The sequence below is a fragment of the Rhodopseudomonas infernalis genome (assembly GCF_022271405.1).
Lineage (GTDB): Bacteria > Pseudomonadota > Alphaproteobacteria > Rhizobiales > Xanthobacteraceae > Rhodopseudomonas > Rhodopseudomonas infernalis.
The window spans coordinates 78,038-104,150 of the sequence record NZ_JAJNAL010000012.1; the positions used below are offsets into that span (position 1 = coordinate 78,038).

General features: G+C 66.0%; 25 protein-coding genes. 3 read left to right on the forward strand and 22 right to left on the reverse strand.

The features are described from left to right. Window positions 1-218: 218 nt before the first annotated feature. The 12 genes from LPW26_RS10810 to iorA form a co-directional block, all read right to left on the reverse strand. Window positions 219-1,424: an ABC transporter substrate-binding protein gene (locus tag LPW26_RS10810; RefSeq protein ID WP_238735061.1), complete on the reverse strand. Its 1,206-nt coding sequence runs from the start codon at window positions 1,422-1,424 to the stop codon at window positions 219-221. A gap of 39 nt (window positions 1,425-1,463) precedes the next feature. Further along, window positions 1,464-3,170 (reverse strand): AMP-binding protein, encoded by a 1,707-nt coding sequence (locus LPW26_RS10815; RefSeq protein WP_238735063.1) that lies wholly within the window; start codon window positions 3,168-3,170, stop codon window positions 1,464-1,466. Next, a complete protein-coding gene (locus LPW26_RS10820; protein WP_238735065.1) occupies window positions 3,154-3,903 on the reverse strand; it encodes an ABC transporter ATP-binding protein in 750 nt (249 codons plus the stop codon). Before LPW26_RS10820 ends, LPW26_RS10815 begins: the two co-directional genes overlap by 17 nt. 4 nt (window positions 3,904-3,907) lie before the next feature. Continuing rightward, a complete protein-coding gene (locus tag LPW26_RS10825; RefSeq protein WP_238735067.1) occupies window positions 3,908-4,669 on the reverse strand; it encodes an ABC transporter ATP-binding protein in 762 nt (253 codons plus the stop codon). Next, a complete protein-coding gene (locus LPW26_RS10830; RefSeq protein WP_238735069.1) occupies window positions 4,666-5,811 on the reverse strand; it encodes a branched-chain amino acid ABC transporter permease in 1,146 nt (381 codons plus the stop codon). Before LPW26_RS10830 ends, LPW26_RS10825 begins: the two co-directional genes overlap by 4 nt. Window position 5,812: 1 nt before the next feature. Further along, window positions 5,813-6,685: a branched-chain amino acid ABC transporter permease gene (locus LPW26_RS10835; RefSeq protein ID WP_238735071.1), complete on the reverse strand. Its 873-nt coding sequence runs from the start codon at window positions 6,683-6,685 to the stop codon at window positions 5,813-5,815. A gap of 207 nt (window positions 6,686-6,892) precedes the next feature. Continuing rightward, window positions 6,893-8,227, reverse strand: a complete 1,335-nt coding sequence (locus tag LPW26_RS10840) for a phenylacetate--CoA ligase family protein (protein WP_238735073.1) — start codon at window positions 8,225-8,227, stop codon at window positions 6,893-6,895. 221 nt (window positions 8,228-8,448) lie between these two features. After that, window positions 8,449-9,006 (reverse strand): 2-oxoacid:acceptor oxidoreductase family protein, encoded by a 558-nt coding sequence (locus LPW26_RS10845; RefSeq protein ID WP_238735075.1) that lies wholly within the window; start codon window positions 9,004-9,006, stop codon window positions 8,449-8,451. A 13-nt stretch (window positions 9,007-9,019) separates the two neighbouring features. Beyond that, entirely contained in the window at window positions 9,020-9,850 is an 831-nt protein-coding gene (locus tag LPW26_RS10850) for a thiamine pyrophosphate-dependent enzyme (RefSeq protein ID WP_238735077.1), read from the reverse strand. Window position 9,851: 1 nt separating this feature from the next. Beyond that, the gene (locus tag LPW26_RS10855; protein WP_238735079.1) at window positions 9,852-11,012 is read right to left on the reverse strand and encodes a 2-oxoacid:acceptor oxidoreductase subunit alpha; all 1,161 of its coding nucleotides are present in this window, start codon (window positions 11,010-11,012) and stop codon (window positions 9,852-9,854) included. Further along, a complete protein-coding gene (locus tag LPW26_RS10860) occupies window positions 11,009-11,950 on the reverse strand; it encodes a 2-oxoacid:acceptor oxidoreductase family protein (protein ID WP_238735081.1) in 942 nt (313 codons plus the stop codon). The genes LPW26_RS10855 and LPW26_RS10860 overlap by 4 nt, the downstream gene beginning before the upstream one ends. Continuing rightward, the gene (gene iorA / locus LPW26_RS10865) at window positions 11,947-13,767 is read right to left on the reverse strand and encodes an indolepyruvate ferredoxin oxidoreductase subunit alpha (protein ID WP_238735083.1); all 1,821 of its coding nucleotides are present in this window, start codon (window positions 13,765-13,767) and stop codon (window positions 11,947-11,949) included. The genes LPW26_RS10860 and iorA overlap by 4 nt, the downstream gene beginning before the upstream one ends. Before the next feature lie 261 nt (window positions 13,768-14,028). Between iorA and LPW26_RS10870 the strand changes: the two genes are divergently transcribed. From LPW26_RS10870 to LPW26_RS10880, 3 genes are all read left to right on the forward strand, one after another. Beyond that, window positions 14,029-14,295 carry a hypothetical protein gene (locus tag LPW26_RS10870; RefSeq protein ID WP_238735084.1) on the forward strand — a complete coding sequence of 89 codons (267 nt, stop codon included), beginning with the start codon at window positions 14,029-14,031 and terminating at the stop codon, window positions 14,293-14,295. Window positions 14,296-14,394: 99 nt separating this feature from the next. Continuing rightward, window positions 14,395-15,414 (forward strand): CHAD domain-containing protein, encoded by a 1,020-nt coding sequence (locus LPW26_RS10875; protein ID WP_238735086.1) that lies wholly within the window; start codon window positions 14,395-14,397, stop codon window positions 15,412-15,414. Between the two features lie 84 nt (window positions 15,415-15,498). Next, complete coding sequence (locus LPW26_RS10880) at window positions 15,499-16,287, forward strand: hypothetical protein (protein WP_238735088.1); 789 nt, start codon at window positions 15,499-15,501, stop codon at window positions 16,285-16,287. Window positions 16,288-16,351: 64 nt separating this feature from the next. On the opposite strand, the gene LPW26_RS10885 is transcribed toward LPW26_RS10880, so the two are convergent. From LPW26_RS10885 to bchO, 10 genes are all read right to left on the reverse strand, one after another. Further along, the gene (locus LPW26_RS10885; RefSeq protein ID WP_238735090.1) at window positions 16,352-16,495 is read right to left on the reverse strand and encodes a hypothetical protein; all 144 of its coding nucleotides are present in this window, start codon (window positions 16,493-16,495) and stop codon (window positions 16,352-16,354) included. Next, window positions 16,492-16,626, reverse strand: coding sequence for a hypothetical protein (locus LPW26_RS25350; RefSeq protein ID WP_263858991.1), 135 nt, complete (start codon window positions 16,624-16,626; stop codon window positions 16,492-16,494). Before LPW26_RS25350 ends, LPW26_RS10885 begins: the two co-directional genes overlap by 4 nt. A gap of 26 nt (window positions 16,627-16,652) precedes the next feature. Next, entirely contained in the window at window positions 16,653-17,555 is a 903-nt protein-coding gene (gene hemF / locus LPW26_RS10890; protein ID WP_238735092.1) for an oxygen-dependent coproporphyrinogen oxidase, read from the reverse strand. Window positions 17,556-17,640: 85 nt separating this feature from the next. Continuing rightward, complete coding sequence (locus LPW26_RS10895) at window positions 17,641-18,030, reverse strand: hypothetical protein (protein WP_238735094.1); 390 nt, start codon at window positions 18,028-18,030, stop codon at window positions 17,641-17,643. Next, the gene (locus tag LPW26_RS10900) at window positions 18,027-18,308 is read right to left on the reverse strand and encodes a hypothetical protein (protein ID WP_238735096.1); all 282 of its coding nucleotides are present in this window, start codon (window positions 18,306-18,308) and stop codon (window positions 18,027-18,029) included. The genes LPW26_RS10895 and LPW26_RS10900 overlap by 4 nt, the downstream gene beginning before the upstream one ends. Continuing rightward, window positions 18,305-19,903, reverse strand: coding sequence for a PepSY-associated TM helix domain-containing protein (locus LPW26_RS10905; protein WP_238735098.1), 1,599 nt, complete (start codon window positions 19,901-19,903; stop codon window positions 18,305-18,307). Before LPW26_RS10905 ends, LPW26_RS10900 begins: the two co-directional genes overlap by 4 nt. Before the next feature lie 37 nt (window positions 19,904-19,940). Further along, window positions 19,941-22,163, reverse strand: a complete 2,223-nt coding sequence (locus LPW26_RS10910; RefSeq protein ID WP_238735099.1) for a TonB-dependent siderophore receptor — start codon at window positions 22,161-22,163, stop codon at window positions 19,941-19,943. A gap of 384 nt (window positions 22,164-22,547) precedes the next feature. Then, window positions 22,548-23,612 carry a phytoene/squalene synthase family protein gene (locus tag LPW26_RS10915; RefSeq protein WP_238735101.1) on the reverse strand — a complete coding sequence of 355 codons (1,065 nt, stop codon included), beginning with the start codon at window positions 23,610-23,612 and terminating at the stop codon, window positions 22,548-22,550. Continuing rightward, window positions 23,609-25,144 carry a phytoene desaturase gene (locus LPW26_RS10920; RefSeq protein WP_238735102.1) on the reverse strand — a complete coding sequence of 512 codons (1,536 nt, stop codon included), beginning with the start codon at window positions 25,142-25,144 and terminating at the stop codon, window positions 23,609-23,611. Before LPW26_RS10920 ends, LPW26_RS10915 begins: the two co-directional genes overlap by 4 nt. Before the next feature lie 77 nt (window positions 25,145-25,221). After that, window positions 25,222-26,112, reverse strand: coding sequence for an alpha/beta fold hydrolase BchO (bchO, locus tag LPW26_RS10925; RefSeq protein ID WP_238735103.1), 891 nt, complete (start codon window positions 26,110-26,112; stop codon window positions 25,222-25,224). Between the last annotated feature and the right edge of the window lies 1 nt (window position 26,113).

The window sequence follows — 26,113 nt, forward strand, 5'->3', positions numbered from 1 at the left end:
ATGCGATCCGGCCTCTCCAAAGGGACTACGCCCGTATCCACAGGAGCCCGGCGCAGCCGGGCGTCTCGAAGGATCAAACCACAGGTGCCAGCGGCCCAAGGTTCGAGACGGCGCTGCGCGCCTCCTCACCATGAGGTTTTGCTGGAGGTGCCGCATCTCTTGAAAACAAAAATGCCCGGCGCGAGGCCGGGCATTTGCGTTTGCAGCGGTGAGCCGGATTACTTCTCGGTCTTGTACGACTGGTTCTTGGCGATGGTGGTCCAGCGGCCGTCCTTGATCTGGCCGATCACGGCGGCGGAGACGCCGAGGTGGTTGTCCTTGGTGAAGCTGATCGGCGCGCCGCCGAAGATGTCGTCGAAGGTCTCGCCGGACTCCAGGGCGGCCATCAGCGACTCGGTGGTGAGGGCCTTGCCGGCCTTCTTGGCGAAATGCGCGAACACCATCACGCCGTTGTAGCCGGCGGTCGACTGCTGATTGGCTTCGATGCCGAACATCTTCTTGTAGTCCTCGACGAATTTCTTGACTTCGCCGGTCGCGGTGTCGGCGTAGAAGATCTCGGTCTGGCCGACGCCGTAGATGCCCTCGGTGGTCTCCTTGCCGAGCTGCGGCAGGTCCGGCACGTAGCTCGGCGACGACACCACGAAGGTCGGCTTCCAACCGAGCTTCTGCGCCGCCGTGGTGATGCCGACCGACTCGCGTACCACGGAGCCGAGTGCCACCATGTCACAGCCGTCGGCCTTCATCCGGGCGACCTGCGAGTTGAAGTCCGTGGCGCCGCGCTTGAACGACACCATCGTGGCGCTCGGAATGTTCATGGCCTTGAGCTGGTCGGTGTAGGCGTCGGTGAAGTTCTTGCCCATTTCGTCGTCCTGATAGACGATGCAGGGCTTCTTCAGCTGGGTCTTCTCGATGACGTATTTGATGCCCAGCCGCATCGTGTCGTAATACGGGCTGAACATGTTGAACTTCAGCCGGTCTTCCGGTTTGGCCGGGTCCATCTTGAAGGTGAACTCGGCGGCGGTGATCGGGAACAGGTGCAACAGGCCCGCCGACTGCACCAGCGGCATCGGCGCCAGCGTGGTGGCCGAACCCATCGCCGACACGATCGCGAACACCTTGTCGAGCTCGATCAGCTTCTGCGTGATCAGCACCGCCTTCTTCGGATCGTAGCCATCGTCCTCGTTGACCAGGCGGATCTTGCGGCCGTTGATGCCGCCGCCGTCGTTGATCTGCGCGATCGCCAGCTTCATGCCGTTGGTGGCCGGCACGCCCCACGCCTTCAGCGGTCCGCTGAGGTCCATGTGGGTGCCGATCACGATCTCGCTGTCGGTGATTCCCTGAGTCTTGAACTGCGCGAGGGCGGGCTGGGCGCCGAGGCCGATCAGCGCCGCGGCGGCGAGCATCGGCAGAGTGCTGGACTTCATGGTTTCGCTCCCTCTTTGTGTTGTTTGCTTTGAAATGTCTTAGTGCGCGCCGGCGACGGACCGGCGCTTGGTGTCAGTGTCGCCGTCGTCGCCCTTCAGCAGATGCCGCCGCAGCGTCCCCGACGGGGCCAGCTCGGCATCGCCCGGGCGCAGCGCGCGTTCGATCAGCGTGAAGCGTTCGATGCGGATGCCGGCGTGACGGCGGTTGACGTCGGCGATCGCCTCGCCGATCAGCGCGCGGATCTCGTCGGCCTGGCACAGGCTCTGAAAGTGCGTGAACGGAATGCCGCGGTCCTGCGCGTAGCGCACCGCATGGTCGCTATCGAGCAGCACGCGCGCGACGGCGCGGCCGTCGTCGCCAAGATGCACGAAGGCGTCGGCGATGTAGGGCGATGCGCCAAGCGCCTGCTCGGCGGCGAACGGCAGCACGCGCTCGCCGCCCCGCTGCAGCACGTCGCCAAGCCGGCCGACGATCGCGTAGCGCTCAGCGCCCTCGCTGCGGGCAATATCGCCGCTGCGCCACCAGCCGTCGCGATGCACGGCGGGAGCGTCGTCGCCGGCGTAGCCGAGAAACAGCGCGTCGCCGCGCAGCCAGAGTTCGTCGTGGTCGCCGAGTTTCCACTCCATCGCGTGCTGTTCGGCGATGCGCACCGCGCCGCCGGCCTCGGCGTGTCCGTACACATCGATGAGCGGCCGGCCGAGCGCGGCGAACCAGTCGGCCACGTCCGGCCGCAGCGCCGCGCCGCTCGCCAGGCACAGCCGGGCGCGGCCGAGCCCGAGCCGCCGCCGGATCGGCGCCAGCACCACAGGATCGGTGATCACGCGCAGCGGCGAGCGGCCCCGCCCGTGCGCGAGCGCGGTGCGGCAGGCCCAGCGCTGGAATTTCGTCGTCTCGCCGATCGCCAGCAGGATGCCGGCCTGCAGCTTCGCGAACAGCTGCGGCGAGGCTTGTACGATCGACGGCTGCAGTTCGGCGAGATCGGCCAGCGCGGTGTCGGGGCTTTCGGGGAAGTTGATCACGGTGCCGGCGAGCAGCGAGGCGTAGATCCCGACGACGCGTTCCAGCACGTGGTGCAGCGGAGTCAGCGACAGCCGCTCGTCATCGCTGCGCAGACCGAGCGCCTGCCGCGCCCGCTCGGCCTGCGCGATCACCGCGTCGTGGCCGAGGATCGCACCGCGTGCTGGGCCGGTGCTGCCGGACGAGTAGATGATCACGGCTTCGCGGCCCGGCGCCTGCGCGCCGTCCCGACGTGCTACTTCCAGCGCCGACAGCGGGATGACGCCCGGATCGCCAGCGCCGTCGTCCCATTGCGGATGCATCGCGACGATGCGCTGGAGCGCTGGGCAACGTTCGCGCACGCGCAGCGCCTTGTGCAATTGGTCATCGCCGGCGACGAACAGCACGCTGGCCTTGCAGTCGTTGAGGGCACGCGCCAGATCATCGGTGTCGCCGTGCGGATCGAGCCCGGCGGAGACGCCGCCGGCGGCGCCGATCGCGAGATCGGCCAGCACCCATTCGGTGCAATTGTCGCCGATCACCGCGCCGACCGAGCCTGGCGGAAAACCTTGCCCCAGCAGCGCGGCTGCGACCGCCTCGATGCGGTCCGCGAACTGGCGACCGCTGACCGGCTGCCACAGCCCGTAGCGCTTCCAGCGCAGCACCGCGGCGTCGCCGTGCTGGCGCAGCGCCGCGACGATGCGTCCTGCCAGCGTCGCGCCGGACCTCAAGTCAGTGCCGCCTGCCATGTCCGCCCTGTCCGTGGCCGAGATAGAATTCCCGGATCTGATCCGATTGCATCAGGTTGGCGCAGCTGTCGTGCGTCACCACCCGGCCGACCTCGAGCACGTAGCCATAATGCGCGGTCTCGAGCGCCATCCGCGCGTTCTGTTCGACCAGCAGGATCGAGACGCCCTCCTCCGCATTGAGGCGGCGGATGATCGTGAAGATCTCCTTCACCAGCAGCGGCGACAGGCCGAGCGACGGCTCGTCGAGCAGCAGCACCTTGGGCCGGGCCATCAGCGCGCGGCTGATCGCCAGCATCTGCTGCTGGCCGCCGGAGAGCTGCCCGGCGAGCTGATCCTGACGTTCGCGCAGCACCGGGAAGTAGTTGAACGCCTTCTCGATGTCGGCCGCCACGCCCTGCTGATCGGTGCGGATATAGGCGCCCATCTTGAGGTTGTCGCGCACGCTGAGGAACGGGAAGATCTCGCGCCCTTCCGGCACGTGGCTGATGCCGAGCCGCACCACCTTGTCGGGCTCCATCGACTGGATCTTGCGGCCTTCGAATTCGACGGTGCCCTTGAGCGGATCGAGCACGCCGGAGATCGTCTTCAGGATGCTGGTCTTGCCGGCGCCGTTGGCGCCGAGCACGGTGACGATCTGGCCGCGCCTCAGGTCGAGCGTGATGCCGCGGATCGCGGTAATCGGTCCGTAGCAGCTTTCGATATTGGCGAGACGCAGGATCGGCTGGGCACTCATGCGATCAGGCTCCCAGATACGCGGCGACGACGTCGGGATGGTTCTGCACTTCGTCGGAGGTGCCGAGCGCCATCGTCCGCCCGTAGTTCAGCGCCAGCACGCGATCGGACACACGGCTGACCAGCGACATGTCGTGTTCGACCATCAACACGGTGATGCCGAGCCGGTTGTTGATCTCGAGGATCCACTCCGCCATGGCGTTGGTCTCGTCGACGTTGAGGCCGGAGGACGGCTCGTCGAGCAGCAGCAGCTTCGGGCCGACGCACAGCGCGCGCGCGACCTCGATCATCTTGCGGACGCCGTAAGGCAGGCTGCCGATCGGAGTGTCGCGATAGCGCTGCAGCCGAAGTACGTCCATCACCTCCTCGGCGGCGCGGCGATGTGCGATCTCCTCGTCGCGAACCTTCTTCAGCCGCAGGATGTCCTGCCAGGTCGAGGTGGTGGAATGGCGGTGGCGGCCGACCAGCAGATTGTCGAGCGTCGAGGCGCTTTCGAACAGCTCGATGTTCTGGAAGGTGCGGGCGATGCCGCGGCCGGCGATCTGCTGCGCCGACAGCCGGGTGACGTCCTCGCCGAGGAAGATGATGTGCCCGGCATAGGGCGTGTACAAGCGGCTGATCAGGTTGAACAGCGTAGTCTTGCCGGCGCCGTTCGGCCCGATGATGGTGAAGACCTCGCCCTCGGCGATGTCGAAGCTGACGTCGTCGACCGCGGTCAGGCCGCCGAATTTCACCGTGAGCTTATCGACCTTGAAGAACGCGCTCACCGGTTGCGCTCCGATTTCAGGAACATGCGCTGGGCGCGCGCGCTGGTCGGCCGGTACAGCGGGAACTGGCGGAAATACGATTTGATCCGGGCCCAGCGGCCGTCGAGTCCCATCGGCTCGAAGATGATGAACAGGATGATGATCAGGCCGAAGATCAGCGATTTCAGCCCCGGCGCGCCGACGACGCGGACCACGCCCGCCTGGATCGCGTCGGTGAGCTGATCGGACAGGCCGACGCCCTGCATCGCCCCGAGCGTCAATTGCGGCACCTTGTCCTTCACCAAGATCAGGATCGGATCGACCATGATCATAAAGATCGCGCCGAACACAGCGCCGCGCAGGCTCAGCACGCCGCCGATGATGATGATCATCACGAACTCGATAGACATCGACAGGCTGAACATCTCCGGGCTGATGAACGACAGCTTGTGCGCGTACAGCACGCCGGCGAGCCCGGTGAAGGCCGCGGAGATCGCGAACGCGCGGGTCTTGTAGCGCGCGGTGTCGATGCCCATGCTGCGCGCCGCGGTTTCGCTGTCGCGGATCGCCAGGAAGGCGCGCCCCGTCGGCGAGCGCAGGATGTTGATCGCCGCCAGGATCACCACCACCGTGACGCCGAGGCAAAGATAATAGAAACCCTGCGAGCCGAGCTTCAGCCCGAACAGCGACGGCGCGCTGAGCATCAGCCCCTCGTTGCCGTTGGTGACGCTTTCCCAGCGGGTGACGATCTCCTCGACGATGAACGCGAAGGCCAGCGTCGCGATCGCGAGATAAATCCCGTGCAGCCGCAGCGCCGGCAGCCCGACCAGATAGCCGATCAGCCCGGTGAAGCCGCCGGCCAGCACCAGATAGACAGGCAGCGGCAGGCCGTATTTCTGGGCGACCGCGGCCGTATAGGCGCCGATCGCCATGAACGCGGCATGGCCGATCGAGACCTGCCCCGCCTGCCCCGACAGCACGTTCATGGCGATGCCGACGATGGCATAGATCAGCACGAACACCAGCTGGCTGAGATAATAGGATTCCAGCAGATACGGCGCGGCGACCAGCACCGCGATCAGGGCGGCGTACCAGAACGCGGCGTTCTTCGACGGAAACAGCTGCTCGCTTTGCGCGTAGCTGGTGCGGACGTGCGCGCTCATCTCAGACCTTCTTCAGCGCGTTGCTGCCGAACAGGCCCTGCGGCCGCCACAGCAGCACCGCAAGCAGCACCACATAGGCCGCAACGTCCTTGAAGCCCTCCGGCAGATAGAAGCCCGACAGCGACTCGACGATGCCGATGGTGATGCCGCCGGCGAGCGCGCCGGGGATGCTGCCGAAGCCGCCGAGCACCGCGGCGGGGAACGCCTTGATGCCGAGGAAGCCGAGATTGGCGTGAATGAAGGTGATCGGCGCCAACAGCACCCCGGCGCAACAGGCCACGATGGCGCTCAGGCTCCAGATCAGCGAGAACATCCGCTTGACCGGAATGCCCATGTAGTACGCCGCCAGCATGTTCTGCGACGTCGCCTGCATGGCGATGCCGATCTTGGTGAAGCGGAAGAAGGCGTACAGTACCACGCACAACAACGCGGTCGCGACGATGATCGACAGGCTGTCCTGCGACAGCACCAGGCCGCCGAACTGGATCACGCCGCCGGTGAACGGCGTTTCGATGCGCAAATCGTCGGTGCCCCAGATGATGCCGACCAGCGAGCGGATCACCAGGCCGAGGCCGATGGTCGCCATCACGATCGAGAATTGCGGGTAGCCGAGGATCGGCCGCACCACCAGCCGCTCCATCACCGCGCCAAGCACCGCCATACTGATCACGCACAGCAGGAAGCCGAGCCAGTAGTTCAGGCCGAGCGTGGCGATGAAGGTGAACGACAGGAAGGCGCCGAGCATCATGATTTCGCCCTGCGCAAAATTGACGACTTCGGTCGCCTTGTAGATCAGGACGAAACCGAGTGCGATCAGGCCGTAGACGCAGCCGAGCGCAATCCCGCCGATCACCTGCTGGACGAAATCGAGCATTTCTTCCCCATGTGGTTCCTTGGCGAACCACGTGTATTGCGGCCGACATTGATTGCCGGTCCTGCGTGACTGAGTATTCCGTCACGCGCTGGCGCGCGAACGCTTACTCAATCGGTTAATTAAGGTGAGATCGGTGCGCGCATGTCAAGGCGCGTGTCGATTACTTTTATGCTGCACCGCGAAGTTCGCGCGATGGCGCGAAGGCGATCAGATATTCCGCTGATCCTTCACCCGCACCGCTTTGCCCTGCGAGCGCGGAACTTCGCCGGGGGCTTTCACCGACACCTTACACGTCACGCCGATCAGCGACTTGATGTGATGCGTGACTTCCGATGCCTTTTTGGCGAGCGCGGCCTCGTCGCGCGGCGCGTCGGGGGCGATCTCGACTTCGACCGTCATGGCGTCGAGCGCCTTGTCGCGCGTCAGCACGATCTGGTAGTGCGGCGCGATGCCGGGGAAGCCGATGAGGACCGACTCCACCTGCGACGGATAGACGTTGACGCCGCGGATGATCAGCATGTCGTCGTCGCGGCCGGTGACGCGCATGATGCGGACGTGGGTGCGGCCGCAGGCGCAGGGCTCGGTGCAGAGGCTGGTGATGTCGCGGGTGCGATACCGGATCATCGGCAGCGCTTCCTTGGTCAGCGTGGTGATCACCAGCTCGCCGACCGCGCCCATCGGCAGCACGTCGAGCGTTTCCGGATCGATCGTCTCGAACAGGAAGTGATCTTCCCAGCCGTGCAGGCCGTTCTGCGCCACCGCGCATTCGCAGGCGACGCCGGGGCCCATGATCTCCGACAGGCCGTAGACGTCGACCGCCTTGATGCCGAGCCGCGCCTGCAGATCGCGGCGCATCGCATCGGACCACGGCTCGGCGCCGAACAGGCCGACGCGCAGGGGCGCGCTGCGTAGATCGACGCCCATGGTCTCGGCGACTTCGGCGATGTTGAGCGCGTAGGACGGCGTGCAGCACAGCGCATTGGCGCCGAAATCGGCGATCAGCTGCACCTGCCGCTCGGTGCCGCCGCCCGACGCCGGCACCACGGTGCAGCCGAGCCGCTCTGCGCCGTAATGCGCGCCGAGCCCGCCGGTGAACAGGCCGTACCCATAGGCGTTGTGGACGATATCGTCCGGCGACACGCCGGCGCCGACCATCGAGCGCGCCATCAAATCGGCCCAGACGTCGAGATCCGCGCGGGTGTAGCCGACCACGGTCGGCTTGCCGGTGGTGCCCGACGAGGCGTGGATCCGCGGCATCTGATTGCGCGGCACCGCGAACATCCCGAACGGATAGTTGTCGCGCAGGTCGGTCTTCTTGGTGAAGGGAAACTTCGCGATGTCGGCAAGCGAGCCGAGGTCCGAAGGCTTGACGCCGGCCGCGTCGAAGCTCTGCCGATAATGCGGCACGTCGCGATAGGCCCGCTCGAGCATTCGCCGCAGCCGCTCGAATTGCAGCGCCGCAAGCTGCGGCCGCGGCATCGTCTCGACGAGGCGGTCGTGCATGTAGACGGCGGGTTCACGCAAGGCGGGCTGAGCGCTCATCGAAACAATCCTTTGTCAGTATCCGTCAATGCAGAACGATGCGGTGGCCCCGGCGCACAGCGCGCCCCCTCTCCCGCTTGCGGGTGAGGGGTGGGGTGAGGGCGACGCGGGCACGAAGTCTCGGCCGCGCGGTGACGCCCCCTCACCCGCCGCGCAAGAGAGCGTCGACCTCTCCCCGCGCGCGGGGAGAGGTTTGCGCTGTGCTTGGTGAAAAGGCGATCTCACGACGCCACTGCTACGGCCGGCGCCTTGGCCAACTCGTAGCCGGCGGCGAGCGCGTCCAGGTTGAGGTCGAGGAAGCCGCGAGGCGAACTTGCGCGGATCACCTGCTCGACCGATTTGTGCTTACACAGGCCGGTCAGCTCGATCAGCACGGCGAGCGCGACGATGTTGGTGACGCGTTCGCTGCCGAGCTCGATCGCGGTGCGGCTGAGCGGCAGCGACAACTGCTTGCCATCGCCGGCCGGTAGCTCCGGGCACAGCCGCGTATCCGCGATCACCAGCGCACCGGCTTTCAGCCGCGGCCAGGACGGCTTCACCGCGATCTTGTCGAGCAGCACCAGATAATCGAACGCGACCGGCAGCGGATAGTCGACCTCGCCGGCCGCGACCACCAGGTCGGCGTTGCAGAAGCCGCCGCGCGAAGTCGGCTCGTAGGTCTGCGACTGCGCGACGTGGCGGCCTTCGAGCGCCAGCGCATCGGCGAGCAGCTTGGCGCTGAGCACCAGGCCCTGCCCGCCGGTGCCGCCGAAGCGCAGTTCGATCCGGGATTTCGGCATCGTCTCGCTCCTGTTACTTGGCGGCACGCGCCGCGGCGGCGGCGCGCAAGCTTGCGCCGTATTCCGGGCGATGGTTGCGGGCCAAAATGCCGGTCGGCAGATCGGTCGAGCGGAACGGCTCGTCGACGCTGTCGCGATAGGCGCTCGGCCGCATCTCGCTCTTCTGCCGCAGCACCATTTCTGACGACGAGCCCATGTCGTTCTTGCGGCCGTAGACCTCGGTGCAGTCGGACAGCACCTCGATGAAGGCGAAGCCCGGATGCTGCAGGCCGTGCTTGATCAATTCCTTCATCTTCGGCACGTGGCGCGTCACCTCGCGGCCGACGAAGCCGGCGCCGGCGGCGGTCGCCAGCGCGCAGGCATCGAAATTCGGCTCGGTGTTGCCGTGCGGCGTCGTCGTGGTCAGCCGCGTCTCCGACGTCGTCGGCGACACCTGGCCGCCGGTCATGCCGTAGATCTCGTTGTTGAGCATCAGGCAGGTCAGCTTGAGATTGCGCCGGCAGGCGTGGATCAGATGATTGCCGCCGATCGCCAGGCAATCGCCGTCGCCGGTGATCACCACGACATGCAGGTCCGGCCGCGCCAGCGCGAGGCCCGTCGCATAGGCCAGCGGGCGTCCGTGGGTGGTGTGGAAGGTGTTGGCGTCGATATAGGCCGACAGCCGCCCGGCGCAGCCGATGCCCGACACGACCGCAAGCTTGTCGCGGTCGATCTTGAGTTCATGCAGCGCCCACAGCAGCGCGCGCAGCGCCATGCCGTGGCCGCAGCCGGGGCAGAGGAAATGCGGCATCATCTCCTTGCGGAGATAATCGCGGACGTCGAAATGCGGCGCGTCGCGGAACATCTCAGACCTCCGAAGCGAGCTTGGTGGCGCTAGCTGCGATCTGCGCCGGCGTGATCGGCTCGCCGCTGATCAGATGCAGGCCCTCGACGCGGCGATCGCGCAGCAGCCGCTCGATCTCCAGCCGGAGCTGGCCGATGTTGAGTTCGGGCACCAGGATCGCCTTGGCGGTCTTGGTCGCCTCGCGCAACGCGATCTCCGGGAACGGCCACAGCGTAATGGGACGAAACAGCCCGACCTTCTTGCCCTCGGCGCGGCAGGCATCGACCGCGCGGCGCGCGGCGCGGGCGCTGATGCCGATCGCGACGATCACCACCTCGGCGTCCTCGCAGCGCACCGCCTCGTAGCTGTCGATCAGGTCGCGATGCTTCTCCAGCTTGGCGTAGAGCCGGCCGAGATTGCGCGTCACCGTTTCGGGATCCTGCGATGGGAAGCCGGTCTCGCTGTGCGTCAGGCCCGTCGTATGCGTGCGATAGCCGTCGCCGGGGCGCGGCATCGGCGGCACCAGATCGTCGCCGGCCGCATAGGGCTTGTAGCTGTCGCGCGGGCCGCTCGCCCATTTGCGCGTGGCGTGCACCGGCGGACGGCCGCCGAGCGACACCGTCTCCGAGGATTGCGCGATCACCTGATCGTACAACACGATCACCGGCGTCCGGCAGATCTCGGCGAGATCGAAGGCGCGGATGGTCTCGTCGTAGATCTCGCGCGCCGAGGCCGGCGCCAGCACGATGATCGGATAGTCGCCGTGGCTGCCGTAGCGGGTCTGGAAGATATCGGCCTGCGACGGCCGCGTCGGCATGCCGGTCGACGGGCCGCCGCGCATCACGTTGACGATGACGCAGGGAATTTCCGCACCGGCCGCGTAGCCGATGTTCTCCTGTTTCAGCGAGAAGCCGGGGCCGGAGGTCGCGGTCAGCGCCTTCACGCCGCCCATCGAGGCGCCGACCACCGCGGCCATCGCGGCGATCTCGTCTTCCATCTGGATGAAGACGCCGCCGGCCTTCGGCAGCAACACCGATAGCCGCTCGGCGATCTCCGACGACGGCGTGATCGGATAGCCGGCGAAGAACGTGCAGCCGGCGTCGATCGCGCCCTGAGCGCAAGCGGCGTTGCCGGACAGCAGCTTGGCGGCGGGCTTTTGGTGCGAACGATCGATCGCGTTCATCGCGCGGCCTCCATCATCGCTTCGGTGTCGAGATGGACGCGGATCGCGAAGTCGGGGCACAGCCACTCGCACAGCCGGCAGCCGGTGCATTTCTCCGGCGCGGTCATGGTGGCGATGCGGTCGGCGTTCAGCGTCAGGCAACGCTCCGGGCACAGCATGACGCAGATCTCGCAGCTCTTGCACCAGGCGTCGGTGATTTCGAGCCGCGCCGAATAATGCGCGTGCACCGGCACAGCTTTGGTCGCCGCGTCGTCCGGGGGCGTCGCGGTCTTCGCCTCGGCGATCCAGTTGCGGCCGAGTTCGAACGCCGCACTGTTCACCGCGATGGTCTTCTTCGGCACAAAGCTGGTGACGGTCTTCTCCCACTCCGGCAGCTCGAATTCGAGCACGGTCGACAGCGCGCCGAGCAGCACGACGTTGGCGGCGCGGTCGTTGCCGAGTTCTTCGGCCATCCGAGTGGCGTCTATCGCATAGGCTTCGGAGACGTAGGCCGAAACCTGCTCGGCGGTCTCGGTGGAGTAGCGCAGCGGCGCGCCGAGCCGGCGGTTGAGGCAGGCGAACGGCGGCACGATGCGCTTGGTGTCGCAGATGAACACGCCGGTGTCGCGCTTCAGATGGGGCAGCCAGCGCAGGCCCTCGGCCCATTCCAGCGCGATCAGCACGTCGGCCTCGCCCTTGGCAATGGTCGGCGACCACACTTTCGGCCCGAACCGGACGTGGCTGAACACGGTGCCGCCGCGCTTGGCCATGCCGTGGACTTCGCTCTGCTTGACCTCGAAGCCGTGCGCCTGCGCCAGCGACGCCAGCACCTTCGACACCATGATGACGCCCTGCCCGCCGACCCCGACGATCAGCACGTTGAAAGGTTCGGCCAGCGCCGCGTTGAAGGCGACGGGCTCGCTGTCTACATTCACGGCGATGTTGCTCTGCTCGTTCATAGCGTCACCGCCGGGCTCGCGATCTTGATGCAGTCGATGGTGCAGACCTGGGCGCACAGCGTGCAGCCGATGCACAGCGCCGGATCGATCTTGATCCGGTGGCGGCCCTCGAACCATTCGTCGCTCCAGGTCAGCGCCGGGCAGCCGAGATTCATGCAGGACTGGCAGGCGGTGCACTGGCTGGCGTTGATCTCCAGCGGCGGCCCTTTGATCTTGATCGGATCAAGCACGCAGGGCCGGTTCGAGATCAGTACCGCGACGCCCCGATAGGCGATCGCTTCGCGCAGCGCCTGATGGGTGGCGGCGAGGTCGTAACTATCGACCGTCTTGACCCATTGCACGCCGCAGGCGCGGATCAGCGCTTCGTAGTTGATCTGCGGCGCCGGATCGCCGCGCAACGTCTTGCCCGTGCCGGGATGTTCCTGGCCGCCGGTCATTGCGGTGATGTGATTGTCGAGCAGCATCACGGCGATGTTGGCCTGGTTGTAGACCGCGTCGATCAGCGCCGGGATGCCGGCGTGCAGGAAGGTCGAGTCGCCGATGGTGGCGACGACCGGCTTGGACTCGCCGGCCTTGGCCATGCCGACGGCGTTGCCGATCGACGAGCCCATCGCCACGCAGGTGTCGATGCCGCGCAGCGGATCGAGCACCGCCAGCGTGTAGCAGCCGATGTCGCCGGCGACACGGGCGCCGGAGGCGCGCACAGCCATAAAGCCCGAGGTGTGCGGGCAGCCGGCGCACAGCACCGGCGGGCGCACCACCGGCTCCGGCACCCAGGCATTGAGCGACGGCGGCGCCGGCAGGATGCCGGCCTGCACCAGACCGGCCCGCACCACTTCGGGCGAAAACTCGCCGGCGCGCGGGAAGAAGCGCTTGCCCTCGACCTTGATGCCGAGCGACGCGATCTCCTTCTCGATGATCGGCTCCAGCTCCTCGACCACGAAGACGCGCTCGACCGAGCCGCAGAAGTCGCGCAGCAATGGTTCAGGCAGCGGCCAGGAGGCGCCGAGCTTCAGCACGGTGGCGTTCGGCAGCACTTCACGGACATAAGGATAGCAGGTGCCGGCGGTGACGATGCCGAAGCTGGCGTCACCCTTCTCCCATTGGGAGATGCCCGAGACCGTGAAGTACTCCTTCAGCTTCGCCTCGCGCTCCAGCACTGCGACGTGACGGCCGCGGGCATGCGCCGGGATCATCACGTTCTTCGACGGCTTCTCCAGAAACACCCGCGGCGGCACCTCGCAGCGCAGACCGACCGAGACGGTGCTGCGGGTGTGCGACAGCCGCGTCGTGCTGCGCACGATCACCGGCGTGTCGAACTGCTCGGAGATATCGAAGGCGAGCTTAGTGAACTCGTAGGCCTCCTGCGCGTCGCTCGGCTCCAGAATGGGAAGCGTTCCGAGCAGGCCGTAGATCCGGCTGTCCTGCTCGTTCTGCGACGAGTGGATGCCGGGATCGTCGCAGACGATCAGCACCAGCCCGCCATTGACGCCGATATAGGCGAACGACATCAGCGCGTCGGCGGCGACGTTGAGGCCGACATGCTTCATCGCGCACAGCGCGCGGGAGCCAGCGAACGAGGCGCCGATCGCGACGTCGAGCGCGACTTTCTCGTTGGTCGACCATTGCGCGTGCAGATCTTCGGCCGGATAGGTCCCGAGGTTTTCGAGGATCTCGGTACTTGGCGTCCCCGGATAGGCGGCGGCGACACGGACGCCGGCTTCCCAGGCGGCACGGGCGATCGCCTCGTTACCGGTGAGCGGACGCAGCTCCTTCGGCTCGCTCACAGCCGTCGCGGCTTGCCAAGGTGTATGCATCGAGAGCTCCCCCCAAGCGCACGCCGCCGCGGCGATTAGAACTGCTGTAAAGGGGCCCTGTTTCCCAAATTTACCTTCTGTCGTATTTGCGCTAAGTCAACGGGCATGCCGATCGTACTGGTCTCTACGACGACGGACTAATCGTCCGCGACCGTTATTTGTGCTGAGTGTTATCAGTGCACTGCAAGATAGCTCCGTGCTAATCAGGAATCGATCGCAACGCGATCGCACAGTTGAACTTTGGTTGGTGGTGAGGACGCAATGACGACGGTCCCCGATAAGCATGTCGAAGCGCGGATGGCCCGGATCGAGGCCGCGGTGCAGCGGATGCAGCTCTTCATCGTGATGGTGGTCGGCATCGTCGCGATCCTGTGGTGCCTCGACCTCGCCGTGCGGCTCAATCCCGATCCGGACTCGGCCGCCTGGTTCTATGGCGGCCAGGCGATCGCCGCGGTGATCGGCATGGCGATCGCGTTCGCGTCCGCCAAGCTGATCGGCTATCCGCTGCAGGTTCTGCAGCGCGCGTAGCGGGTTTGTTGACCGCGCGCGCGACGATTTTTCACGGGGCGGCGCGTCGCGCGAGGACCCATTTCGGCCGGAAAGCTGCTAGACTGTGAACGCGGATGGGTGCCGCTGCGGGTTGATATGCGTCGAGTTGTCAAGAAAGCTGTGGCTGCTCCGCGCGTTGCGGGGCACAAGACGGCCGTCAAATCTGCGCGTGCCACGGCCCGCCAGCCAGTCTCCGACTCCATTTCCCTCACGGCGAACAGCACGACAACCGACGCGTTCAAGACGATCGCTGCCGCACTTCTCGCGCGGATCGCCTCGCAAAAGCCGGGCGTCGCGCAGCACGACCCGACCGCCGTGCACCAAATGCGGATCGCGCTTCGACGCATGCGGGTGGTGATCACGATCTTCGCTCCGCTGGTGCACGGCCCCGAGACCGAGCGACTGAAACGCGAGCTGAAATGGCTGACCGGACGGCTGGGCCCGGCGCGCGACCTGCACCTGATGGATCTGAAGCTGCGGGAGACAGACGGCGCCGGCTCGCCGGCGTTCCGCAAGCGCGTCGCGGCCGACCGCGCCAGCGCCTTCGCCACCGCGGGCCGCGCTGTCACCGACAAGCGCTTCGACAAGCTGCTGGCCGATTTGCAGCAGTGGGTCGAGGCGGCGGGCCAGGCGCAGACCGCGCAGGAGGTGCCGGCCAGGGCCAAGACGTTCGCAAAACGCACGCTGAAGCGCCGCGCCAAACGGCTGATCCGCAAACTCGATCGGTTGGACGAGCTGAACGACGAACAGCGCCACCGGGTGCGGATCGCCGCCAAGAAGCTGTACTACACGGCCGGCTTCTTCGAGGGCCTGTTCGACGGGCATAAGAGCGCTAAGCCGCTGGCGAAGTTCAGCAAGCGCCTGAAGAAGCTGCTGGACGCACTTGGCGCGCTCAACGACGCAGCTGTGCAACGCGACCTGGCGACGAACGTTGCGAACCGATCGGGGCTGAGCGCCAAGGGCGATGGCAAGGTCAAGCAAGCCGCTAAGGAGGCCGCCGAGGATCTGGCAGCCGGCGGCGACAGCCGCGATGCTCAACTCAAGGCCGCGCTGAAAGTGGCCCGACGGCTTGCGGATGCTCCGATTTTCGGGGATTGACCGCGCAGCTCTCGATCCTTGTCATGGCACGTCGTCTTCACGCGAACCGGGACCGCTTCGCTCGATCACGCTATAATGGACCGCATGCAGCCTGATCCGCACACGCTCGTCGATGCCACGACGACCTCGCGCTTCGCCGTAACCCGGCGTTGGCTGGCGCGTGCCTCAGGCTGGGCCGCGAAAGCGACGTTCCGAATCAAACGCGGGAGCCCGGAGCTGACCATCGCGGAGCTCGGCAAGAGCTGGCAGTTGACCGAATTGCAGCGCACCGCGCTGCAGCAGCTCGGCGCCGCCAAGCCGGGCGCGGCGTTCATCGACGAGAAAGTCGGTGATATGAACCGGGCCGCACTCCACCGCTCCGCCTTCGTGCTCAATGCCGCGACGCATCTGTTGTTCGTCGATCTCGGCGCGCAGCTGCTGTTGTCGCTGTGGGAGCTGAAGGCCGCGCTGGTGATCGGCAATCTTCTCCTGGCGTTGCTGGCGCATTGGCAGATGCGCACGCATTTCCGCGCACTATTGGCCGGGCCGCGGGCGCTGCCGAAGAAGCGGCGGATGTGGGGGCTGTTGTCCAATCCGCGCTACAACAAGGCGGTGAAGAAGAGCTCCAAGCCCTATGCGCGCAGTGCCTGGAAGGAGCAGACGCTGTACCGCACCGCGTATTTCGGCAATGCGTTGCTGATCTTCCTCGGCTCGCAGTTCATCCTGCCACCAGAGCGACTGATCTTTCCGTTCGGCTTCCTGATCGGCAAGATCACCGGGCTGATCACCACGATCGTCGTGTTGTTCGACGGTTGGCGCGGCATCCGCGCCGGCGACGACGCGCGCCTCGCCCGCGAACGCGAAGTTTCGGTGTATCGAAATCTGAAGATCTGACGCGGCCTCGCTATCACGAGAGCGTTGCGTCCGACAGGGACACCTAGAACGGCCTCACGCTGAGCTAGCGCATTTCGGACTGCTTCGCCTTCTCCGCCTCTCGCTTCCGATCCAGCCGTTTGCCTTGCCATTCCAGCACAAGCCAGCTGCCGGCAAACATGGCGAGGATCAGGATTTCGAAGTAGTTGAAGGCGCTGTCGCTGTTCATTGCGGGCGATCCTTGTCGCGTTCGGCGCGGGCGCGGTCGAGGCGTTTGCCTTGGCGCTCGAGGATCAGCCAGCCGCCGATCAAGCAGGCGAACACCAGGATCAATTCGATCAGGCCGTAATAGTTCTCCATGGCCGCCTCCGGCAGCTACTCGGGGTTCAGCTCCAGCTCACCAGCGGCGGCATCGAGCTCATGATGGTTTCGGTGTTGCCGCCGGTCTGCAGGCCGAACATCGTGCCTTTATCGTACAAGAGGTTGAACTCGACATAGAGGCCGCGGCAGGCGAGCTGCTGGGCGCGCTCCTGCTCGGTCCACGGCTCGACCATGCGCTTGCGCACGATCTTCGGATAGATGTCGAGCAGCGCCGAGCCGACGTCGCGGGTGAAGGCGAAGTCGCGTTCGAAATCGCCGCTGTTGAGGTGATCGTAGAAGATGCCGCCGACGCCGCGTGCGGTGCCGCGATGCGGCAGGAAGAAGTAGGTGTCGGCCCATGGCTTGAACTTGGCGTAGTAGGTCGGGTCGTGCGCGTCGCACGCGGCCTTCATGGCGGCGTGGAAGATTGCCGCGTCCTCGGCCTCCTGGCTGCGCTGCTCGGGCAGCATCGGCGTGAGATCCGCGCCGCCGCCGAACCAGCCCTGCGACGTCGACAGAAAGCGCGTGTTCATGTGCACGGTCGGCACGCGCGGGCTGCGCGGATGCATGATCAGGCTGATGCTGGTCGAGACGTAGTCGCGGGTCACGCCGTCGCCGGGCAGGTTCTTGGCCATCTCGGGCGTCAGCGTGCCGTTGGCCGACGAGGTGTGAATGCCGATCTTCTCGAACAGCCGTCCGTTCGTCAGAAAGCCGCCGACCCCGCCGCCGGCGCCGGTCTTGCGCTGCCACGGCTTGTAGCTGAAGGTCGCGGGCTCGCCGGGAAACAGCTCGGCCGGCGCCTCGCGCTCCAGCGTCTCGATCTCGGCGCAGATCCGGTCGCGCAGGCCTTCGAACCAAGCCCGCGCGCGGCTGCGCCGGTCCTCGATATGGCCATCGGGTGCGGTGGCCAGGTCGGTATCAATTGTCATCGTGTCATCCGTTGCGCGTTCCCCTGTTACCGGTATCACGTCACGGGCGTCGATTCGAGAGCTTTGAGACCTGTCGCCGTAGGCCCTACGGCGCTGCACCGACGACCATTGCGGCGCCGAGCGATGGCGCGAGCCCGAGGCCGAGCAGCGCGATCGTCGCCGACAGCACGGCCGATGCCGTCAGGATCAGCAGCAACCGGTGCGGCGCATAGGCATGGATGGCCGCCATCAGGATGACCGCAGCCATCGCGTAGCAGCTCCAATAGATCGGGCCGAGCTGAAGGTCGCCGCCGATCGCCGCAGCGCCGGACAGTGCGACGCAGGCCGCGGCGATGATGCGGAGGATCGTGCACCGGGCGTGCCCGCCGGCGCCCGCTCGCCATCGCGCGGGCCACGCATGGACGTGGCGATGCATCGTGAGGCTGACGAGGCCGAGGCCCGTCAGCATCAGCAGCGAGGACAGCAGCCCCTTCATCTGCCCAACCAGATCGCGGCGATCAGCAGCGCGATCGACAGAGCGAGATGGCGGCACATCCGCCTCACATCGCGGGCGCCGAACGCATACAGCACGACGATCGTGAAGACGGCGAACGAGACAAGCGATGTCCACAGAATGGCTTCGGTGCGCTCCAGCGGCAGCCACAACGGCACCGCGCCGGCAAACAGATAGGCCACCGCGTAGCCGCCGGGAACGGCGGCGACGAGGCGAACCGCAAGGGAGGTCGCGCCGCGACGCGCAGCAGGACGGCTCATCGTGCCCCTGCCCCGCGCCGCTGCGGAATCCGGCGCAGATTCATCCAGAAAAGCCACGCCATCACCGCCCCAACCGCGATGATCACGCCGTGAAACGACAGCACGATCGCGTCGCCATCGCGGATCGCCCGGCTGATCCCGCGCGTCATCGCCTCGTCGAGCGGGGCAACCGCCGCCGCGACACCCACGGCGACACCCCACAGGATCGCCCACAGACGACGCAGCGCCGTCTGGACGCCGTCGACGCTCGTCATGCGGGAGCGCGACGCCGCCAGAAGGCAGACCGCCACAACGATGCAGCCGAGCCACGCGACGAAGAAGATGGTGACCTCGGTATCGGCGCGGCCCGGCATCAGCGGTGGCAGCAACCGGTTGGCGACGAAATACGCACCGAGCGCCGTGGCCATTCCGGCGATCACGCCGGCATTGACCGCATCGACGCCGAACGCGACCAGCACGCCGCGGCCGGAAGCGCCCGCCGCCGCGAAGGCCTTGAAGTGCTTGATGCGCCGCTTGGTGCCCCACAAGGTCGTTCCGGTCGCGATCACGGCCGAGCTGACACAGGCCATGACGAAGTAGATCCAGCGCAACCCGAGATCGGCGAATTTGATTTCGTGGATGATCCGGAAGACACGGTGGGTGACGAAAGCGGGCCGGCCCCGCTCCGGCGTCCGTTCGATGATCTCACCACTGACACCGTCGAAGCTGAGGCGATCGCTTTCGCCCCACAGCACGCGTTGCGACATCCGGCTGACCTCGACCTTCGCTGCGGCCGTGCCGGGAGCCCGCACGCTGATGTCGGTGACGATCGGGCGATCGGGCGCGGTGTCTTGCAGCCGGGCAAGAGTTCGCGACATGTCCGTCGGCGCCGCCGGCTCCGACGACGTGATCGGCTGAGCAACGGCTCGAGGCGAGGCTGCTCGAAAGAACCCGGCCTGATCGCCGCCGAAGGCCAGGTCGATGCCGCCGGGCATCCAGATGAACCACCAGATGACCAGGCCGCTGTAAGTAATCACCAGGCAGAACGGCAGGACCGCAATTCCGCAGACCGTGTGCGCATCGAGCCAGGCCCGCGGCGCGGGCCGCAACGGCCTGAACGTGAAGAAGTCCCGGAAGATATCGGCGTGGATGATGACGCCGCTGACCAGGCCGATCAACATCGCCATCGCCAAAGCTCCGACGATCCAGATTCCGGCGCGGCCGAGCAACAGCCCGTAGTGAAACCGGTAGATCATCGATCCGCCCCGCGTCTCGCGCGGCGAGAGCTGCTGGCCGGAGGCGTCGACATAGATCGATTTCAGCCGGTCCTTGGGGCCCTGCTGCCATCGCAGCCGCAGAACAGGAGCGCGGTCCGCCGGCAGTTCAATCAGCCATCGCGCCGCACCCGGCGCAAGCGACTGCAGAGTCCGCTGGCCGACGGCGACAAGATCGCCGGACTCCATGGGGACATGGAGCTCCGGCATCATCCAGTAGTCGATCTCGTACCGGAACACGGCGAGCGTTCCGGACACGAAAATGGCGAACAGAAGCCAGCCGAACACCAGGCCGCACCAGGTGTGCAGCCAGGTCATCGATTGGCGAAACGTGATCAGCATCGGCGCTTGAACGTCTCGCTGCCGAGCCCGCGCCCCCTCACCATTTCGACGACACCTTGAGGATCACACTGCGCGGCTCACCGTAACGATTGCCGGACGACACCGTGTTGACGTACTGATAATAGGTCTGATCGAACACGTTGGTGGCCGTGAGGGTCGCCCAGACGTTCGGCGTGAACTGGTAGCCGATCTGCGCGGTGAACACCTGATAGCCACCGCTCTGCTCGATGCGGATCGCGCCGCTCCGCGTGTAGAACGAGCTCACGATCCGCGCGCCGCCGGCGACGCTGAGGCCGCGCAGAGGTCCGCCTTCGAACAGATAGCGCGACCACAGATTGTAGCTGTGGGCGGGCGTCAGCGTCTGGAACGGCAGCCCCTCGTTGGTGATCGAGTCCTTCAGGTACTCGGTCTTGGTGTACGCATACCCCGCCGTCAGATCCCACCCCGGCAGCAGCCGGCCGGTGACTTGCGTCTCGAAGCCGCGGCTTTCCGCCTCGCCGGCGGCGATCGAGAACGACGGATTGGCCGGATCGGTCAGGGCACGATTGACGTCGTTGATCTTGAAGACGGCGAAATGAGCGTTCACGCGGCCGTCGAGCAGGCTGGTCTTGATGCCGACCTCCTTCTGCGACCCGGTGCGCGGCGGCAGCACGGTTCCGGCCGCGGTGACCTGCGTCTGCGGCGTGAAGATGTCGGCGTAGGACGCGTACAGCGCGACCTGCTTGGTGACGTCGACCACCACGCCGTAGTTCGTCGTCAGCTTGTTGGAGATTTCGGCTGCGGACGAGACGGTGCCTCTCAGATTATTCCGGCTTTCGGTCTCCCACTGGCTCAGCCGGCCGCCTCCGATCAGGGTCAGCCAATCGAGCGGCTTGAACCGCATCTGGCCGTAGACGCCCGACTGCGTCTCGGTGGTCCCGCTGTCGGCGGCGTACGGAATGGTCACATACGGGATCGGCACCGGGTTGAAGATATTCTGGGTGACGGTGCCGCCAGAGCCGTTGCGCAGACGATAGTCGAACTGCCGCCAGTCGGCGCCGAGCGTCACGTTCGACGTCTGTCCGAGAAACTCGAACGGCGTCGTGATGTAGCCGTCGACGACCTGATTGCGTTGAGACGGTGTCAGCCTGATACGATTGAGCCGTCCGTTGCCGGTGACGGGGTCGATCGCGGAGGCGGGCGTTATATAGGTCGCGTCGCTGTCGCGGTCGGTGTTGCGATAGCTGACCTTGGCCTTGCCGCCATTGTCGAACTTCTGCTCGAGTTCGACGAAGCTGTCGACGCTGGTCGATGTCCAGCGATTCCAGTCGGCGCCGTACATCGAGGTCCGCGGCACCGGAACCAGCTGGCCGGTCGGGTATGCGGGAAAGCCGAAGAACGCCAGATAATCGGTCTTGGTGTAGGTCGACCCTGCCGACAGCGTCAGGCTCTCTGTCAGATCGTATTCGAGCGTACCGTAGATCGTCGGGCGCTTGTAGAAGCTGGGCTGATAGAACAGGTTCTTGTCGTCGAATGCGCCGACGATGCGCCCGCGCAGCCGCTTGTCGTTCGTCAGCGGGCCGGTGACGTCGAATTCGCTGCGCTTGGCGTCGAACGATCCGTAGCTCGCGCTGCCCTGAAACTGCCAGATGTCGAGCGCGCGCTTGCGTACCAGATTGATATTTCCGCTCGGGTTGCCCGAGCCGGTGAACAGCGCGTTCGGCCCTCTGAGAACTTCCACGCGATCGAACGTGTACAGATCCGGAAACGAGAAGAAGTTGTTGACGTTGGACGTGACGCCGTCGAGCTGGATGGTGTCGAGCTTGTAGCCACGGCTGTAGATATCCGCGCGACCGGCATCGGCCTCCAGCACCGTCATGCCGGTCACGTTGCGCATGGCGTCTTCGACCGTGGTCAGGTTCTGCTCGTCGAGCCGCCGCCGCGTCAGCACGCTGATCGACTGCGGCGTGTCCTTGATGGACGCGCCGGATTTCGACCCGACGCTGGCGCGCGCGGCGGTGTAGGATTTGCTGTTCTCGGTCGCGTTCTCATCCTTCGAATGATTGACCGGCTTCGGCTCGCGCTCCGGCGCGGGCAACGGCGTCACCACCCGCGGCGCCGCCGTCGTGCGGACCGGCGTCACCCGGCGCTGCCGCGGACGCTCTGCGCGCTGCGCCGGAGCATCGACCGTGACGGGCGGAAGATCCGCCTGGGCGACCGCCGTATCTGCCTTGATCAGCGCAACGCTATTCAACGCGCCGAGTGCGATGACGCTCAGCAATCTGTAATTTCCAATCAAAACGCACGCCCAGCCTGATGCCGGCCCCCGCCAGCTGCGGGCGCGGTTATAGGCTGCCAGCTATGCGCTCAACCGCTCAGCGGATTGGAATACCTTCAGACAAGCGCTTGGGAAACGCTGCGAAGAGCCGTCGCAATTGGTCGCGATGACTCGGAAAATACCGTTTTACAAGGCGTGCTTTGGCTGCGCGCGCCGAACGGCACGTCTGTCCATCAGCCGCTGCGCGCGACTTAGAATCCATTTAGTCAACGCCGCGGCCGGCCGCGCAGCACGCGGCGACGCCGTTGATCGGCTTGATCGGTGCCGAATCGAAGGCTCAGCGGAGGGAGATGCGCGCCGGTCTCACACGACCGCCGCGCGATCCAACTACACGCGGCTGCGCTGCATCTGGTCGCGGCGCTCGAGCCGCGTGAACAGGTCGACCAGCCAGGCCACCTTCTGCTCGACTGGATTGACCTTCTGGCGCGGCGGCAGGTCGCGGACCGGATGGGCGATCACGGCGTCGATCAGGAAGCGGGTTTCTTCCATGTCGCCGAACTTCGCCGGCAGATAGTTCGCCGGGGCCCATTCGGTTTCCTGGAAGGCGAGCATCCGCGCCAGCACCGCGAGCTTGCGGCCAGTCGACACCACCGCGCGAGACGACACCGAATCGAGGCCCGAACGCTCGACCTCACGGCCGATCTCGGCATACAGGGCGCGCGCCGCGAAGATGCCGGGACGGCACGCGCGCGGCAAATTGGCGATGCCGAGGGTGGCGCGATCGTACAGCGCGTCGGCGGTGTCGATCAGCCGCTTGACGATGCCGGCGATCACCGGCGTGAATTTCGGATCGGTGAGCCAGGTTTCCGGATCGAGGCCTGCCTCGCGCATCCACGACAGCGGCATGTAGATGCGGCCGGCACGGGCGTCCTCGCCGATATCACGGGCGATATTGGTCAGTTGCATGGCGCAGCCGAGATCGCAGGCGCGGGCGACGATGTCGGGTTTACGCTGGCCCATCACCAGCGTCATCATCACGCCGACGGTGCCGGCGACGCGGGCGCAGTAGGAATACAGATCCGACAGCGTCTCGTAGCGGCGGCCTTCGGCATCCCATTCCAGCCCTTCGATCAGCGCCTGGGGAATCGCCGGCGGAATCGAGAACCGCGCGATGACGTCGGCGAAGGCCCGGTCGGACGGAAAGTCGCGCGGCAGGCCGCGATAGGCCCGATCGAGCCGATCCTTCAGCACTTCGACCGCGGCGGCGCGATCGAGCCCGAGATCGACGGCGTCGTCGGCGACGCGGCAGAACGCATACAGCGCGATCGCCGGATCGCTGATCCGGCGCGGCAGCACCATCGAGGCGGCATGAAAGGTGCGCGATCCTTCCTTGATCATCTCGCGACAGGCGAGCATGTCGGATTGGGCCAGCAGGTCGGATTGCAGACTCATGGTGTCACCAGACTGTTGGCCTCGGGGACCAGGGAATCGAGGACGCGTGCGGACGACAGCACGCCGGGAAGCCCGGCGCCGGGATGCGTGCCGGCGCCGACGAGATACAGATTCTTGACGTCTTCGCTCTGATTGTGCGGCCTGAACCAGGCGCTCTGCCACAGCACCGGCTCGAGCCCGAACGCAGCGCCGCGGAACGACGACAGCCGGTCCTGGAAATCGAGCGGCGTAGTGATCTTCGAACTCACCACCTCGTCTTCGAGACCGGGCAGAACGGTGGCGCCCAGCATCTTGGCAATCGAGGCGCGATACGGCTCGGCCTTGCTGTGCCAGTCGATGTCGCCGAGCAGATTCGGCACCGGCGACAGCACATAGAAGGTGTCGCAGCCGGGCGGCGCCAGCGACGGATCGGTCGCGGTCGGGCGATGCAGATACAGGCTGAAATCGTCGGCGACGATCTTGCGGCCGAAGATGTCGCTGATCAGCTCGCGATAGCGCGGGCCGAGCAGGATGGTGTGATGCTTGACGTCCTCGTAGCGGCGCTTCGTGCCGAAGTACCAGACGAACAGGCTCATCGAGTAGCGCGAGCGTTCGATCTTGGCATCGGTCCAGCGCTTGCGCGCCTCCGGCGCCAGCAGATAGCGATATGTCGAGGCCGAATCGGCGTTCGACACCACGATGTCGGCCTTGATCACTTCGCCGTCGGCGAGCTTGACGCCGGTGGCGGTGCCGTTCTCGACGACGATCTGCCGGACGTCCTGATTGTACAGGATGCGATTGCCCTGCCCTTCGATCAGCCCGACGATGCCGGTGATTAGCGCGCCGGTGCCGCCCATCGCCGAATGCACGCCCCACTGCTTTTCGAGATAGGTGATCAGGCAGTACACCGAGCTCGACATGAACGGGTTGCCACCGATCAGCAGCGGATGGAAGCTGAACACCTGCCGAAGCTTCGGATCCTTGAAGTACTTGGCAACGAGACCATAGACGCTGCGATAGCTCTCGAGCCGGATCATCGCCGGGGCGATCTTGAGCATGTCGGTAAAGCGGCTGAACGGCTGGTCGCCGAGCTGCTCGAAGCCGACCTTGAATATCTCGTGCGACGCCGCCATGAAGCGGTCATAGGCCGGCACGTCGTCCGGACAGAACTTGGCGATCTGGTCGAGCACCGCGTCACGGTCGTCGGAATAATCGAAGAACGTGCCGTCGTCGAAGCGGATGCGATAGAACGGCGACATCGGCTTGAGCGTGATGTCATCCGACATCCGCTTGCCGCACAGCTTCCACAACTCTTCGAACAGATACGGCGCGGTGACGATGGTCGGGCCGGCGTCGAACGAGAAGCCGTCCTGCTTGTGGACGTAGGCGCGACCGCCGGGCGCATCGAGCTTTTCGAGAACGGTGACTCGGTACCCTTTAGCGCCGAGCCGGACCGCGGCAGCCAGGCCGCCAAAGCCGGAACCGATCACCACTGCATGCGGCGCGCGGTCATTAAGAGTATGCGGAGCGGGTGTTGGAGCGGGATCGAGCATGGGCACCACTGTAACGAAAAATTGACAGCTGAACCAGTCCAAATGTGTAACGCAAACGTTACACCGGTGTCTTTGATCTATTCGACATTTTTCGAACTCCGGCGCGAATATCGCACGATCAGGTCGGCGATCAGTTGCGGCTGCTCCTCGTGGGCCAGATGGCCAAGCCCCGGGATCCGCTCCACCACAGCTTTTGTCTGAATTTCCTGCACCTTACGGGCAACCGAGGGCGGTATAGCCCGGTCGCCATCAGCGGCGATCAGCACCAATTGCGGCTTCAAGCCTGGCAGAGCATGAAGCAGCGGTTCCAGATCCCAGTTCGCCATCATCCGCAGCGCGGCGGCGACATGGCCGGAATTTCCGACCAGCTTGCCGTACAGCTTCAGTCCCTGCGCATCGATCGTCGAGCCGGTATTGCCGATCAGCCGCTCGACCGCGCCGCGCGAGCCGGCCTGCCAGGCGAACAGGCTGGGCACGAACGGATTCAGCACCAGCATCTTGGCCAGCGGCGAGAAGAAGTTCGCGGCCGGCCCGCCATAGGGCAGGAACGCGCCGTTAAGGCTGATCAGCAGCCGCGGCGAGATCGCGCCGTCGAGGCACATCCGCGCGGCGATCGCGGCGCCCGCGGAGTGTCCGACCACGATGTCCGGCGACACGCCGAGCACCCGCAGCAACGCGGCAAGATCGGCCGCCATGCCGGGCAGCGACAGCCGATGCGCCCGCGGCGCCTGGGTGAAGCCGTGGCCGGGCAGATCCGGCGCGATGACCTGATAGTCCTTGGCCAGCAGCGGCATCAGGCCGCGCCAGGAGTGGGACGCCGCGCCGGTGCCGTGGATCAGCAGCAGCGCCGGCGCGCCCGCCGACCCCATCTGCTGCACATGCCAGCGAAAGCCGCCGGCCTCGACGAACCGGCTGGCCTCACGATGCGGCCAGTCGGCGCCGTCGCGGCTCCAGACGAGATCGCTCATC

What these genes read in the sequence shown, in the direction of transcription:
- LPW26_RS25350 (WP_263858991.1), bottom strand. Translation starts at nt 16,626, where the DNA reads ATGGAGAACTATTACGGCCTGATCGAATTGATCCTGGTGTTCGCCTGC.
- bchO (WP_238735103.1), bottom strand. Translation starts at nt 26,112, where the DNA reads ATGAGCGATCTCGTCTGGAGCCGCGACGGCGCCGACTGGCCGCATCGT.
- LPW26_RS10830 (WP_238735069.1), bottom strand. Translation starts at nt 5,811, where the DNA reads ATGAGCGCGCACGTCCGCACCAGCTACGCGCAAAGCGAGCAGCTGTTT.
- LPW26_RS10810 (WP_238735061.1), bottom strand. Translation starts at nt 1,424, where the DNA reads ATGAAGTCCAGCACTCTGCCGATGCTCGCCGCCGCGGCGCTGATCGGC.
- LPW26_RS10835 (WP_238735071.1), bottom strand. Translation starts at nt 6,685, where the DNA reads ATGCTCGATTTCGTCCAGCAGGTGATCGGCGGGATTGCGCTCGGCTGC.
- LPW26_RS10885 (WP_238735090.1), bottom strand. Translation starts at nt 16,495, where the DNA reads ATGAACAGCGACAGCGCCTTCAACTACTTCGAAATCCTGATCCTCGCC.
- LPW26_RS10920 (WP_238735102.1), bottom strand. Translation starts at nt 25,144, where the DNA reads ATGCTCGATCCCGCTCCAACACCCGCTCCGCATACTCTTAATGACCGC.
- LPW26_RS10900 (WP_238735096.1), bottom strand. Translation starts at nt 18,308, where the DNA reads ATGAGCCGTCCTGCTGCGCGTCGCGGCGCGACCTCCCTTGCGGTTCGC.
- LPW26_RS10905 (WP_238735098.1), bottom strand. Translation starts at nt 19,903, where the DNA reads ATGCTGATCACGTTTCGCCAATCGATGACCTGGCTGCACACCTGGTGC.
- LPW26_RS10860 (WP_238735081.1), bottom strand. Translation starts at nt 11,950, where the DNA reads ATGAACGAGCAGAGCAACATCGCCGTGAATGTAGACAGCGAGCCCGTC.
- LPW26_RS10820 (WP_238735065.1), bottom strand. Translation starts at nt 3,903, where the DNA reads ATGAGTGCCCAGCCGATCCTGCGTCTCGCCAATATCGAAAGCTGCTAC.
- LPW26_RS10815 (WP_238735063.1), bottom strand. Translation starts at nt 3,170, where the DNA reads ATGGCAGGCGGCACTGACTTGAGGTCCGGCGCGACGCTGGCAGGACGC.
- LPW26_RS10895 (WP_238735094.1), bottom strand. Translation starts at nt 18,030, where the DNA reads ATGAAGGGGCTGCTGTCCTCGCTGCTGATGCTGACGGGCCTCGGCCTC.
- LPW26_RS10915 (WP_238735101.1), bottom strand. Translation starts at nt 23,612, where the DNA reads ATGAGTCTGCAATCCGACCTGCTGGCCCAATCCGACATGCTCGCCTGT.
- LPW26_RS10870 (WP_238735084.1), top strand. Translation starts at nt 14,029, where the DNA reads ATGACGACGGTCCCCGATAAGCATGTCGAAGCGCGGATGGCCCGGATC.
- LPW26_RS10840 (WP_238735073.1), bottom strand. Translation starts at nt 8,227, where the DNA reads ATGAGCGCTCAGCCCGCCTTGCGTGAACCCGCCGTCTACATGCACGAC.
- LPW26_RS10880 (WP_238735088.1), top strand. Translation starts at nt 15,499, where the DNA reads ATGCAGCCTGATCCGCACACGCTCGTCGATGCCACGACGACCTCGCGC.
- LPW26_RS10845 (WP_238735075.1), bottom strand. Translation starts at nt 9,006, where the DNA reads ATGCCGAAATCCCGGATCGAACTGCGCTTCGGCGGCACCGGCGGGCAG.
- LPW26_RS10850 (WP_238735077.1), bottom strand. Translation starts at nt 9,850, where the DNA reads ATGTTCCGCGACGCGCCGCATTTCGACGTCCGCGATTATCTCCGCAAG.
- LPW26_RS10855 (WP_238735079.1), bottom strand. Translation starts at nt 11,012, where the DNA reads ATGAACGCGATCGATCGTTCGCACCAAAAGCCCGCCGCCAAGCTGCTG.
- iorA (WP_238735083.1), bottom strand. Translation starts at nt 13,767, where the DNA reads ATGCATACACCTTGGCAAGCCGCGACGGCTGTGAGCGAGCCGAAGGAG.
- hemF (WP_238735092.1), bottom strand. Translation starts at nt 17,555, where the DNA reads ATGACAATTGATACCGACCTGGCCACCGCACCCGATGGCCATATCGAG.